Raw genomic sequence first — 12,321 nt, forward strand, 5'->3', positions numbered from 1 at the left:
GATCTTCGCCGACGGCACCGTTAGCCGCGTGCGCTCGCCTCGTCCGCATCCATGGCGGCTGGCGCATACAGGCAGATCTGGCTACGGCTGCGCGCGGTATAGGGCTGCCCGCTCCAATCGCCCCATCTGGCTCGCAAGCGCAAGCCGGCGATCCGTGCCATCAGATCCAGCTCGGAAGGCCAGACGTAACGATAGCGATCGTCGAAGATGCGGGTAGCCGACTCCCCGATCATCACGATGCGCTGCTGGATCAGCTGCAGGGCCGGATCGGCGCTGGAGCACATCAGCATCACCGGCACGTCGCCCCCGTCCAGGGGCGGCGCCTCCAACGACCTCACCTTGCCGTCCGCCAGCAACGTCTCCGCCTGCGGCACCATCGTCTGCAGGACGAACACGCCGGACGTTGCCAGGCGCTCGCGCACGGCGCGCAGGCAACGCAACTGCTCGTCCTGCGTCAACAGATAGCCGAGCGAATACACCGAATAGATCAGGTCGAACGGCCCGGCGACCGGGACATCGACGAAATCGGCGCAGACCAGGGTCAGTCGCTCGGCACCGGGCTTGGCACGTAGCATGTCCAACATGCCAGGCGAGTTGTCGATGCCGCAGACTGCCACGCCGCCAGCCGCCAGCGGCAGCGCAATGCGGCCGGTGCCGACCCCCAACTCCAGCGCCGTGCCACTACCGACCAGTGCCGCCAGTGCCTGCACGCACTGCGCCGCACTGGCAGCGGCCCAATGGTCCCTCAGACGATCGTAGTACTGCGACACCCGATCGTAGGCGTGCGCTGACGATGCATCCATACCGCTCTCCACGAAAGACTCGCGAGCCACCCTACGCAACCATCCCGGTCGTCGCGTGCGCCGCCGACGAAACATCGCCCGTGGCGAGCCAATGCGCGCACTCGGCGCCAAGCTCGGCGACAACACGCTGCCGATACGCCGCATCGACCGCCGGCGCCAGTCGGTCACGCCACCGCCCGTTGAGACCTTGATTGAAGAAGGCTTGGCCACCGTCGCGCCAGAAACCGGCACCCTGTGGAACGTAGCGCGCCGCATGCGCGCGCATGTAGTCGAGGCGGCAGTGCGCCAGCACACGCTCGCAACACCGGGCATCCAGCGGGATCTCCAGGAATGCGGCAATGCGCCGTACTTGCGCAGGCAAGTCGTGCAGCAACGCGGCGTAATGCACCAGCAGCACGTTGTCGTAATCGCGCAGCGCCCACCAGGAACGCACGCCCTCCCAGAACGGCCACAGCGGCGCACCATCCGCGCGCATCCAGGTCTGGAAATAGTCCTCGACCGCGCACATGGGCGGCGGCATGACCTTCAATTTACCGTTGCTGGACGGCTCAGCATCCAGACGCGCCTGCGCATCCGCGCTAACCGCCTGCTGGTGGTCGTACAGGCTCCAGACGATGTCGCGCGCATCGCGGCCAACGTAGAGATAGCGGGCACGTTCGGACAACACCAGCGCATCGGCGGGCAGATGCGTTTTCACGAAGCGGCGATGGCGCTGCTCGGCGAGCAGTCGCTGCTTGGTAGCCTTGTCCGGATACACCGAGTCGAACCAGGGCGACAGCCGCGAGACCTCGATCTCCTCGGCGCCGCCGAAGATCAGCTGCGCGACGATCTGCTGCACCCAGGTCGTTCCTGCCTTGGCATAGCTGGCGATGACGACATCGTCGTCCCGAAAGGCGAAGTCGTTCCAGACTGTCGAGTCGAAGAAGCGATTGGGATATTCGCGCTGCTTGGAGGGCATGCCCACATCGGCGTCCTGTCGGTTGTCATCGCATCGGGCTCATTGGAGTGCACGCGTGAACACCTCGCAGCCGCCTGATCCGCATGCGCGCCTGGATCCAAGGCCCGGCAATACGTAACGCGCCGCTGCACATCCGCACACTGCACTTGCAGGCCACCGTTGACCTGCGCAGCGCGCAGCGCCGTCGCCGACGATGCGCGTGCGTGCGGGCCACCCGGCCAAGCCTGCCATGGCATTACAGTTACTGCGTATAGATATACGCCACCTTGCGCGGACCAAACATTTTCAGAATCTTCGAAAACACGAGTGACCGCATGTTCTTGGCAATTTTCATCGCGCACACCTCTTCTGGAAGTCTCAGAAATGGCGAATTCCGACATTCGCCTTATGCAGGCTAGCAATAGTCATATGGCCAATCAATATTATGGCTGGTACTTTATTTTTAAAATCAAATTGCCAGGCATGCGTCGCAAAATAAGACGTGCAATGTGCGCTTATCCGAATAAATCTTCGCGCAGGTACTGCAGATATTCGCGCACATGCCGCTCACGTGCGGCAACGTCATCCGGCAGACGCAAGCCGCGCGTAAACCAACGCAGCCGCGGCCGTGCGTGCAAGTGTGGGTATGGCTTGTCCGGCACCGGCACTCCGAGGAAGCTACACAGTGGCGCCCAGCCTTGCCGAGACGAGAACACCAGCAGACGATCGGCTGGCACCTTGTCGATCACGGACTGATTCCAGCGGTTGAAGTAGTCGACCATGAAGGCGCGGTCCTGACTGCGCCCACCCATCTGCTTTTTCAGAAACGTACTGAATGTATCGCCTTCGGGGCCGACGAAGGTGCTCTTTCTGCCCGGCATCAGGATGGTCTGGGTCACCGACTCGAACCAGCTGTCGGGATCGCGCACCGTCAAGACGACCTTGGCCTGCGGATATACATCAATCAATTGCCGCCAGTAATAGCAACCAGGATGGTCGGTACTCGAACGGTAGCCGGCGAAGATGGCCGACCAGTCTGCAGCACCGCGTTCGGCAGCATTCCACAGCGGCAGCGCCGTCCGCATGTTCGCGGCGACCTCCGTGGCGTGATAACAGGGTCCAAATCCCAAATGTTCCAGTGCGAACTTCAGCGACAGCGTCCCGGTTCTGCCCAGGCCAGCACCAAGCACTTGTAAGGACATGGCGATTCTCCGATCCATTACATGCAGGGCGGCAACCTAGCACGCACCCATGGCGTACGTCGCGGCATTGGCAATCAGGATGGATGTGGCAAATACACGCATCACGCGCGATTTAATTGGCGGACAAGAACGCGCGTCGGAGCGACACGCTCACCCACGCCAATTGGCATTGCGTTCCCAAAACGCCACGCTGCGCCGGTATGCGTCGCGATCCAGCGGCGTGCCCGAGCCACCCTCTTCCACGCCCAAGGCATTGCGTAACATCGTGATCGGAGCCATCGGAATCTCCTCCGGCTCTGCGGTATACAGACACCCCACGACACCCCAGTCTGCATCGATCGGCGTACCTTCCTTGGCCAACTGATCGCGGCTGTAGAGGATGGGCAGTAGATACGCGGCCACCGGCGGCTCGACCCCTTCGAACCAACGGACCAGCACGGCCAATTCCTGCGAGCTGCGTGCCTCGTAGCCGGAACACAGCAGGTGTCGGTTGTCCTCGGTGATGGGGACAGTAAGGCAGCGGGTCGAGGTCCAGTTGCGGTGCACATGCAGCTGGCAAAACGGCGCGTAGCCCCCGATCACACGGAACGGCGCCTCGTCATTGAGGCGCTGGATGAATTGCTCGGGCGTGCAGTCCTGGATGGCATTGCGACGGCCATCGCGCGGGAACAGGCGGGTGCGTGCGAACTGGGTCAGGACGATCGACATGAGAAGGATGTGCGGCGACAAAGAGCGTCAGGGTAGCGCGCAGGCTGGCGGGCGACTACGTTGCGGGACAACGCAGCCGCTGCGCGGCGACTGGACAGGCACGAACAGGTCTTCGGAATCGTTTTCTTTCGGCAGTCGCGCAACACTCGCCGATAAGGTGCAGGTAGGCGCCACGTCGCGCTGACGCGAACAAGTGCGGGTAGATCCGTCTCTGAAGTAACTCGTCAGCGCTTACCAGATCAAATCGTCCGGAACTTTGAACTGGCTGTAGTAGTCGTCATCACTCTCGGCCGTGGCCGGCGCGCTGCTGCGTCCGTGATCAAGCACAACGGTGTCGGCATCGCGGCTGTAGACCTTGTCGGCGGCGGCGCGCGGGATCAGCTCGAAGCCATCGCCGTGCCGCACGATCACCAGCGCGCCGCTGGCCAACTGGCTGCGCAATGTTGGGTTCACCAGCACGCTGCGGATGACGCTGCCATCGTTGAAACGGTAGTCGAGCTCGCCTTCGCGCTTGACCTTGTTGGTCTCCACGATCTGCCGCACCTGGGCCAGCACTTCCTGCCGGCGCACCTGCACATTGCGTTCTTCGGCCAGGGCGCGATCGCGCTCGGCACGCTCGGCCTGCAAGCGCGCCGCATCGACCTTGTCCGCAGCTGCCGGCGGCACCGCCGCGCCCTTGGCATGGCGCTGCTTGACCTGTTCGCGCGCAACCTTGTCCACCTGGGCTTTTTTCACCAAGCCGGCCTTGAGCAGCTGTTCTTGCAATGGATTGCGCATCGGGAAGCTAGGCAGTGGACTGGCGGCTAGTTTAACGCGGCTGGCGCCATGCCCCCTCGCGGCCTGATCGGACCGCTGGCATCACCGCTTGTCGGAGCCGCGGGCAGGCATCTGCCCAAGCAGCGCCGCCGCCCTTATCATCCGCTACTTCCAACCAATTCAAGGACGAATGATGATCATCTGGGGATCAGGCGGCGACGTGATTGCGCTGGGCGCAGCCGACAACGCGCATTGCGACCACTGCGCGCAGCAGCGCAGCTTTCGCCACGTGCTGCAGTATCGCTATGCACACCTGTGGTACCTCTTCAGCTGGGTCACCAAGAAGCAATACCTGCGGGTCTGCGACGGCTGCAACCACACCACCGCGCTGGACACCAAGACCTTCGAGGCCAGCCGTGGCAAGCCGCCCATTCCGGCTTACCGACGTTTCGGTGGACTGGTGCTGCTCGGCCTGATTGCGGTGCTAGTGATATTCGGCGCCTACAGCGCTTCGCAGACCTCCAAGCGCGATGACGTCTGGCTTGCGCAGCCCGCCCAAGGCGACCTGTATACCGTCGACCTGCAGACCCTGGTGCCCGGTGCGTATGACGGACACGCTTACGGCGTGGTGCGGGTGGAGCGCGTGAGCGGTGAGACCGTGACGTTGGCGCTGCCGAACAAGGGCTACGACAAGTGGAAAGGCGCCGAGCGCGATGCTGGCGGCAGCAGCGCAAAGCAGCCAGCCTACTACACCGACGAACGTATCGAGATGCCTCTGGCCAAGCTGCACACGCTGCATGCCAGCGATGCGCTTGGCCACGTCTATCGCTGAGTCTGAGAGCAGCCACCAAAACGTGGCGAACAGTTGGCCGGTGAGTGCGGACGGCGGACAGGAAACGCGATGGACGAGTGGCACATGCCCATTCCGGGCACCGGCCGCGCTCGTGTGGCGACTGCGCGGCAGGGGTGTTGGCTGCTCTTAGAGTGCTACAACCGATGCAGGCACTCTCGCATCGACCATGTCTTCGTCCGCATTTTGCGACCAACCCCTTCGTTTGAGCGAAACCCTGCGCGCAGTTTGCCGGCGCAACGCAGTGAATACGTATGCACAACACCGATGCTGCGCCGCGATGCGCGCTTAGCATCACCGCGCGCTGCACGCCGTGCGCGCGCTTTCCGGAACAGGGGCCGGAGGCATTGATGCGGGTATCGCGCACTGCGCGCTTGCCTGCGCCACCCACTGGAGATCGATCCGATGCGCAACACGCCTGTCCATTGTCCGCCTTCGCTCATGCAGCGCAGTGCACGCCTCCTGCTGACGGCGCTGGTCTTGTTACTGGCGACTGCCAACGTCCAAGCCGATGTCATCCTGCATGCCTTCAACTGGCCGTATGCCACTGTTGAAGCGCGCGCCAAACAGATCGCCGATGCCGGCTATCGCAAGGTGCTGGTCGCCCCCGCGTACCGCTCCGAAGGAAGCGCCTGGTGGGCGCGCTACCAGCCGCAGGACATCCGCCTGGTCGACAACCCGCTCGGCGACACCGCTGCTTTTAAAAAGATGGTGCAGGCATTGGCTAACAACGGCGTAGAAACCTATGCCGACATCGTGTTCAACCATATGGCCAACGAATCGGCCACGCGCTCGGACCTCAACTACCCCGGTAGCGCGGTGCTGTCGCAGTACGCCGCCAATCCCGGCCGTTACGATTCGCTGCGCCTGTTCGGCACGCTGCAATCAAACTTCCTGAGCGCCAGTGATTTTGGCCCGGCGCAATGCATCAGCAACTACAACGATGCTTACCAGGTGCGCAATTACCGCATCTGCGGCGGTGGCAGCGATCCCGGCCTGCCAGATCTGGTCGGCAACGATTGGGTCGTGCAACAGCAGCGTGCCTATCTGCAGGCACTCAAGGACATCGGGGTAACCGGCTTCCGTGTGGATGCCGCCAAGCACATGACATTCGACCATCTCAATCGCGTCTTCGATGCCGGTATCCGCTCCGGTGTGTATGTCTTCGGCGAAGTGATCACCGGCGGCGGCACGGGCAATGGCGATTACGATCAATTCCTGGCGCCCTATCTGCAATCCACACCGCATGCAGCCTACGACTTTCCGCTGTTCAATGCGGTACGCAATGCGTTCGCCGTTGGCGCCAGTATGCAGCAGCTAGTCGACCCGGCCGCGTCCGGACAGGCATTGCCGGGCAATCGCGCCGTGACCTTTGCGGTCACCCACGACATCCCCAACAATGCCGGCTTCCGCTACGCGATTCTCGACCCGGTGGATGAAACGCTGGCATATGCGTATCTGATCGGCCGCAACGGCGGCATGCCAATGATCTACACCGACAACAACGAGAGCGGCGATAACCGCTGGGTCAACGCGTATCTGCGCGATGATGTGCGCCGCATGATCGGTTTCCACAACGGCGTGCAGGGCACCGACATGCAGGTCTTGTCGTCCAGCTCCTGCCACATCCTGTTCCGTCGCGGCAGCCTGGGCATCGTGGGCATCAACAAGTGCGGCAATCCGGTCACCACCACGGTGGGAATGAACAACAGCGTGTTGTACTGGAATGCCGATTACGTGGACGCGCTGGGCTCCGGGAACGTAGTGCGCATTTCCAGCAGCTCATACACCTTTACGCTGCCGGCGCGTGGTGCACGCATGTGGCGCCGCTGAGCAGTCACTGGTATAGGGCAATGACGCAATGCCCTAGTGCTCCCGTCGGTTGAAAGGGTGAATTGCAGTGCGCCCTGCAAGCCGCAATGCATCGCTACCTGATGCTCAACGCTTGGCCCCCGACGCGCGCGCATGCGCGGGGGCTCTTCGTCTCTGGCCGGCGCTGATTGACTGCAACCGGATGACGGAGGGTATAGCGCATGCTCGCTGGCATCGATTGACTGCTGCCGCACGCAGCCGTCAGGGCGTTACGTGCGGTAACACGCACGACAGTTGGCTGAAATAGCAACGGCAATGGCGCGTGATACGCACGCGCCTAACGCCACTTCCAGAGATGGCAGCTGACTGCAGAACTTCCGGCATGCAGCCGGCGGCGTTCAACGGCTAATCAAATGGGTGCATCGACTTACCAAGCGAACGGTGCGGTGACCTTGCGCGCCCCGAGCAGGAATGCATCGGCCACATGCACGAACGGTGCGACATCCACTTCCGATTGGCCGGCGCGCACCAACTGCACGAAGCGCCGATACAGACCATCGTATTCGCTGGACGCGGGCAGTGCCTGCGGCTGCCCATCGATGCACAGCTTGGCACCGCCCTCGCTGAGCATGAGCATGCCCGCGGTGGTTTCCACTTCGATATCCCAGCGCTGGTGACCGGTCTGCAGGAAGTCGAACTCGGCCGTCACCGGTACGCCTGCGGTATCGACAAACGCAAGGCGGGCATACAGCGGCGCCTGCCGGTTGTCCGGCGTGTGCAGCTCGGCATCGCGCAGCGCGAAGCTGCGCGGCAGCAGATGGGTCGCGATGGAAAGCGCATTGATGCCGGGGTCGAACACACCCATGCCGCCAGGTTCGAGAATCCAGTCCTGGCCCGGATGCCAGTGGCGAATGTCTTCCTTCCAGGTGATATGCGCGCGCACGAGTCGCTTGTTTGCCAACCATGCGCGGGCAGGCTCAACACCGGCGGCGCAGCGCGAATGCCAGCTGGTGAACAGGCTGCGTTGCGCACGCTGCGCCACGTCTTGCAGGTCATGAATTTCGGCGAGCGTGGCGGCCGGCGGCTTTTCCAGAAACACATGGCGGCCGGCCATCAACGCGGCATGCGCCAATGCGTGCCGTCCAACCGGTGGCGTGCACAAGGCTACCGCCTCGATCTCCGGCTGCGCGGCGAAGGCTTCTTCCAGGGTGTGATAGGCGGGCACACCGTCGACCGTGCCATGCCGGCTCACGCTGGCCACCAGCTGCACATCGTGACGCGCCGCGATGGTCGGCACGTGCTGGTCGCGGGCGATCTTGCCGATCCCGACAAGGACAATGCGCAATGCGTCTGGATGCTTCATCGAAACCTTCGTACTGGTAGGAGGTGGCAAGCGGCGCGAGCACCGGCTCACGCACCCTGCTTGGGCAACGCTGCAGGGGCGCGATGCGCGGAGCCCACGCGACGGCGCAGTGTAAGGTCAGGGTGCGACCCACCGCGAGACATCGCTCCTGCTTGTTTTGCTATACCTGCGCGCTGGTCGTTGCGTACGGGCCGGCCCGCCTACGCCACGAATGGCGTGAATGGACTGCAGGCGCACTGGGCAGGCAGCGACAGGTGGCGAGGGTTGACCACCACGCCACCGACACGCGTTGCAACCCGCGATTGACGCAAGACCGGCATGCCGATGTGCCGTCGCCGTTGAAGGCTGCACCGATGTTGCATCACGTTTCGCTGGGCGTTCGCGCGATCGACGCCTCCGTCGCCTTTTACGACGCAACACTAGGCGCGCTTGGCTATGTGCGGGTGTGGTCGGATCTGGAGCCGGGCACGCTCGACCAAGCGGTCGGCTACGGCTGGCCCGGCGGCGAAGACTGCCTGGCGTTGAAGCAACGTCAGGCCGCACAGTGCACCCCGGGGGCCGGCTTCCACCTGGCATTTGCGGCCACTGATGCGTCAGCTGTGGACGCCTTCCATCGCGCTGCGCTACCGCGCGGCGGCCGCTGCCATGGCACACCAGGCTTGCGACCGGACTATGGCGACGACTATTACGCCGCGTTCGTCATCGACCCCGACGGGCACCACATCGAAGCGGTGGTCGACCGTACGCCGCCACGGGAAGCGGCATCGCCATTACGCAAGACTGGATTGGCGGTGGTCTGAGCCCCGCACGCGCGGCAAGCTCACCGCGCATTGAAGGTCACGGCGATGCCTGCGTCAGGAAACGGTCGAGGTCGCCGATGTTCATGCTGCCCCAACCCGACGCGAAGTCCCAGCCGTAGCTCGCGTTGTATCCATCGCGATAAAGGCCATTGGTGCCGACCACGACGTCATGGGCGCGCTGGGCATCGTGACGCTGGCTCGCATACTGATAGATCTTCGGCGCGACGAAGCCCAGATTGGGATGCGACTGCAACAGCCGGGCGATATAGCCAGCGAAGGTCGGTGTGGCTGCACTGGTACCCCACACATACCAGGCAGACTCGTTACCCTGTGCATCGGTGCCGCGGATCTGCGCACTGCTGTAGAACGAGCCATTGAAGCTGACATCGGGCACAGCGCGGTAGCCGGAGGCCGTCTGCCCAGGCAGCAGGGTGCGCTGCCACTGCGGCGCATAGGCAATCTTGCTGACGCCGCCCTGGCTGAGTTGACGGCCGACGCCGGCATTCCAGACGCGCTCGGAGGCGTAGCTGCCGGGGTTGCCGCCCTGCGTCAGCAACTCGGTGGCGCCAACAGCAATCGCGTAGCGGTGCGACGCCGGCCAACCGACCTGGCGCAGGTCCGGATGCCCCGCCAGCGTGTCGTAATAAGGCATGTTGCCGCGTGCACTCAGCGGCAGATAGACGCCGTCGTCGCCGCTGCAGATCACGAAGTTCTGCCCCTGACGCACCGCCTTGGTCAGGCTGGCGTCCATGGCCTGGAAGACCGCGTCGTTGACCTGGATTTCCTGTCCATAGATCGACATGCTGACCACGCGGGCCAGGTTGTCGTCGGCCGCGCGTGCCATACCGTCGATGATGCTCTTCCAGGAAAAATCCGGGATGTTGTAGATGATCAGCCGCTTCAACCCGCCGGCGCTACCGACCAGCAACTGGGTATCCATGTCCCACTCGACTTCGGAATCCTTGCTGGCAGCATCGGGCTGATAACCCGATGCACTGGGGTCGCCCACCGTCACCACCGTGACCGGGGTGTGGAGGCCGTGCAGGGCCTGGAAGCTCTGCAGCCGCGCGAGGGTATTTTCCAGATTGCCGGCGGCAATGACCGCACCGACGATATCGCTGGCCGGTGCCAGCATATCGGCGCCGTAGGCGCTGTTGAGCTCCTCGATGCTGTGGCGCACGACTTCTGCGCCGCCGCTGTTGGCGGCCATCACGGCGCTGCCGTTCAACAACGATGTGCGCGCGGCGCTCAGCGGCGCCCAGTGCGGCGCGACCTTGGCACCGGCGGTGCCGTCCAGGCCAACCACACCTTGCACTACTGCCTGCAAGCCGGCGGGCACTGCGACCACGCCCTGCGCCGCGGCAACGCCGACGCGGCCATCGGCACTCACCGCACGCAGCTGGGTGCCAAGGGCGGCCTGCAACGCCGCCGCTGTCGCACGGACTTGCAGCAAGCGGCCATCGGTGGCCGGGCGCACATCGGTGATGCCATACCGGCTCAGATATGCCTTGACCTGTGCGATATCGCTGGTGGAAGCAGACGATGCGCGGGCCAGTTGGCCGCGCAACAGCGGATCGCCGCCGTCGCGCATCAACCAATGCTCCACCGCCACATGTTGCTGGCTCATGGCCACCTGCGGCCTGAGCACAAATCCCACTTGCAGGATGCGTTGCGGCGCGAGGGCACCGACGGCGGCGAGTTGCGAAGGTAGCGGTTCGGCTGCATGCGCGACACCGGTCACGCCCAATGCGATAGCGCAGACCAGGACGGCCTGACAGAAAGAGCGCGTCATCATTCGTTGGCCGCCATTGATCGTGAGTTAACAAGCTGCGGATTCTCACGATGCGGCAGTGGTTTCAGACTCACTGGTGCGAACTCGGTGTGCGTGAAACGATGCGGCCGCGAACTGACACGCGAACCTCGTGCCGTAGTGCCTGTCCGATTGCGCGCGGCGGCGCTGCCGACACGCGCCGATCGCAGCTCGCACGGCGCCTGCAGCCACTGGCGCCGATCCTGGTGATGCGACTGCCTGCGTTCTACATCTCCAGCACGACCTTGCCCAGGTGACTGCCCTTCTCCAGGTAACGATGCGCCGCGGAGGCCTCGCGCAGCGGGAAGCGCTTGTCGAGCAACACACGGAGCTTGCCCTGTTCGATCCACGGCCACACCACGCGTTCCACTTCCGCGGCCAGCCGGGCTTTTTCATCGGCATTGCGTGGGCGTAGCGTCGAGCCGGTGATGACCACCTGCTTGCGCATCAGCACCGGAATCGGCACCTCGATGGTGGCGCCGGCCTGCGAGGCAATGTAGACGATGCGTCCGCGCGGATTGAGCGCTTCCAGGGTATCGGCGAACACTGCAGCGCCCACCATGTCGAGCGCAACGTCCACGCCGCCATGCGCCTTGGCCACCTCGACAAACGATTCGCTGGTGGAATCGATCGCCACATCGGCGCCCAGCCCGCGCGCCTGCGCCGCCTTGCTGGCCGAGCGTGCGGTGGCCAGCACATGTGCGCCCGCCGCCTTGGCCATCTGGATCGCGGTGACGCCGATGCCCGAGGTCGCACCGTGCAGCAACAGCCACTCGCCCGCCGCGAGCCGGCCGTGTTCGAACAGATTGGCGTAGGCGGTGAAGATGGTTTCCGGCAACGCAGCGGCGTGCACCAGATCCATACCGGCAGGAATCGGCAGCACGTGGCGCGCATCGACGGCGGCGTATTGCGCATAACCGCCGCCGCCCAGCAGTGCGCACACACGATCGCCTACCTTCCAGCGACCAGCCGGCTCCACGATTTCGCCAGCGATTTCCAGCCCCAGCGTTTCCGGTGCGCCAGGCGGCGGCGGGTAGTGCCCGGCGCGTTGCAGAAGATCGGGGCGATTGATGCCGGCGGCATGCACGCGGATCAGCACCTGCCCCGGCGCAGGACGCGGGCGCGGTTGCTCGGTGGCGTACAGCGCATCGGCGTCGCCCTTGCCATCGCGGATGGCGATGGCGGTCATCGTGGTATCGCTCATAACGGCGCTCCGTGGAAAGTGCGTCCAGTGTAGGGGCGCAGACGTCAACGCTTGGCGCAGATGCATCCCACGTTTG

General features: G+C 64.0%; 11 protein-coding genes and 1 other RNA gene. 3 read left to right on the forward strand and 9 right to left on the reverse strand.

Annotated elements, in window-relative coordinates; all coding sequences use genetic code 11:
* Positions 1-20 precede the first annotated feature (20 nt).
* The 5 genes from XpruCFBP8353_RS07165 to XpruCFBP8353_RS07185 form a co-directional block, all read right to left on the reverse strand.
* Positions 21-803, reverse strand: coding sequence for a class I SAM-dependent DNA methyltransferase (locus XpruCFBP8353_RS07165; RefSeq protein ID WP_101362625.1), 783 nt, complete (start codon positions 801-803; stop codon positions 21-23).
* A gap of 31 nt (positions 804-834) precedes the next feature.
* Positions 835-1,767: a sulfotransferase domain-containing protein gene (locus XpruCFBP8353_RS07170; protein WP_101362626.1), complete on the reverse strand. Its 933-nt coding sequence runs from the start codon at positions 1,765-1,767 to the stop codon at positions 835-837.
* 488 nt (positions 1,768-2,255) lie between these two features.
* Entirely contained in the window at positions 2,256-2,942 is a 687-nt protein-coding gene (locus tag XpruCFBP8353_RS07175) for a sulfotransferase family protein (RefSeq protein ID WP_101362627.1), read from the reverse strand.
* A gap of 150 nt (positions 2,943-3,092) precedes the next feature.
* Complete coding sequence (locus tag XpruCFBP8353_RS07180) at positions 3,093-3,650, reverse strand: DUF3228 family protein (protein ID WP_101362628.1); 558 nt, start codon at positions 3,648-3,650, stop codon at positions 3,093-3,095.
* 231 nt (positions 3,651-3,881) lie between these two features.
* A complete protein-coding gene (locus XpruCFBP8353_RS07185) occupies positions 3,882-4,427 on the reverse strand; it encodes a DUF2058 domain-containing protein (RefSeq protein WP_101362629.1) in 546 nt (181 codons plus the stop codon).
* Positions 4,428-4,599: 172 nt separating this feature from the next.
* Here XpruCFBP8353_RS07185 and XpruCFBP8353_RS07190 point away from each other — a divergent pair, with 172 nt between their 5' ends.
* Positions 4,600-5,238, forward strand: coding sequence for a hypothetical protein (locus XpruCFBP8353_RS07190; RefSeq protein ID WP_243391063.1), 639 nt, complete (start codon positions 4,600-4,602; stop codon positions 5,236-5,238).
* A 10-nt stretch (positions 5,239-5,248) separates the two neighbouring features.
* On the opposite strand, the gene XpruCFBP8353_RS07195 is transcribed toward XpruCFBP8353_RS07190, so the two are convergent.
* Positions 5,249-5,324: non-coding RNA, sX9 sRNA (locus XpruCFBP8353_RS07195), on the reverse strand.
* A gap of 394 nt (positions 5,325-5,718) precedes the next feature.
* On the opposite strand from XpruCFBP8353_RS07195, the gene XpruCFBP8353_RS07200 reads away from it, so the two are divergent.
* A complete protein-coding gene (locus XpruCFBP8353_RS07200; protein WP_162301001.1) occupies positions 5,719-7,089 on the forward strand; it encodes an alpha-amylase family protein in 1,371 nt (456 codons plus the stop codon).
* 406 nt (positions 7,090-7,495) lie between these two features.
* On the opposite strand, the gene XpruCFBP8353_RS07205 is transcribed toward XpruCFBP8353_RS07200, so the two are convergent.
* On the reverse strand, positions 7,496-8,431 hold the full coding sequence (locus XpruCFBP8353_RS07205) for a Gfo/Idh/MocA family protein (protein ID WP_101362632.1): 936 nt from the start codon (positions 8,429-8,431) through the stop codon (positions 7,496-7,498).
* 353 nt (positions 8,432-8,784) lie between these two features.
* Here XpruCFBP8353_RS07205 and XpruCFBP8353_RS07210 point away from each other — a divergent pair, with 353 nt between their 5' ends.
* A complete protein-coding gene (locus tag XpruCFBP8353_RS07210; RefSeq protein WP_101363066.1) occupies positions 8,785-9,231 on the forward strand; it encodes a VOC family protein in 447 nt (148 codons plus the stop codon).
* A 37-nt stretch (positions 9,232-9,268) separates the two neighbouring features.
* Here the strand turns inward: XpruCFBP8353_RS07210 and XpruCFBP8353_RS07215 are convergent, their stop codons facing one another.
* Entirely contained in the window at positions 9,269-11,026 is a 1,758-nt protein-coding gene (locus XpruCFBP8353_RS07215) for a S53 family peptidase (protein WP_101362633.1), read from the reverse strand.
* 241 nt (positions 11,027-11,267) lie between these two features.
* On the reverse strand, positions 11,268-12,245 hold the full coding sequence (locus XpruCFBP8353_RS07225) for an NAD(P)H-quinone oxidoreductase (protein ID WP_101362634.1): 978 nt from the start codon (positions 12,243-12,245) through the stop codon (positions 11,268-11,270).
* Between the last annotated feature and the right edge of the window lie 76 nt (positions 12,246-12,321).

The organism is Xanthomonas prunicola (genome assembly GCF_002846205.1).
GTDB classification, from domain to species: domain Bacteria; phylum Pseudomonadota; class Gammaproteobacteria; order Xanthomonadales; family Xanthomonadaceae; genus Xanthomonas; species Xanthomonas prunicola.

Coding starts and splice junctions, on each gene's coding strand:
- XpruCFBP8353_RS07165 (WP_101362625.1), bottom strand. CDS start 803: ATGGATGCATCGTCAGCGCACGCCTACGATCGGGTGTCGCAGTACTAC.
- XpruCFBP8353_RS07175 (WP_101362627.1), bottom strand. CDS start 2,942: ATGTCCTTACAAGTGCTTGGTGCTGGCCTGGGCAGAACCGGGACGCTG.
- XpruCFBP8353_RS07180 (WP_101362628.1), bottom strand. CDS start 3,650: ATGTCGATCGTCCTGACCCAGTTCGCACGCACCCGCCTGTTCCCGCGC.
- XpruCFBP8353_RS07185 (WP_101362629.1), bottom strand. CDS start 4,427: ATGCGCAATCCATTGCAAGAACAGCTGCTCAAGGCCGGCTTGGTGAAA.
- XpruCFBP8353_RS07190 (WP_243391063.1), top strand. CDS start 4,600: ATGATCATCTGGGGATCAGGCGGCGACGTGATTGCGCTGGGCGCAGCC.
- XpruCFBP8353_RS07205 (WP_101362632.1), bottom strand. CDS start 8,431: ATGAAGCATCCAGACGCATTGCGCATTGTCCTTGTCGGGATCGGCAAG.
- XpruCFBP8353_RS07210 (WP_101363066.1), top strand. CDS start 8,785: ATGTTGCATCACGTTTCGCTGGGCGTTCGCGCGATCGACGCCTCCGTC.
- XpruCFBP8353_RS07215 (WP_101362633.1), bottom strand. CDS start 11,026: ATGATGACGCGCTCTTTCTGTCAGGCCGTCCTGGTCTGCGCTATCGCA.
- XpruCFBP8353_RS07225 (WP_101362634.1), bottom strand. CDS start 12,245: ATGAGCGATACCACGATGACCGCCATCGCCATCCGCGATGGCAAGGGC.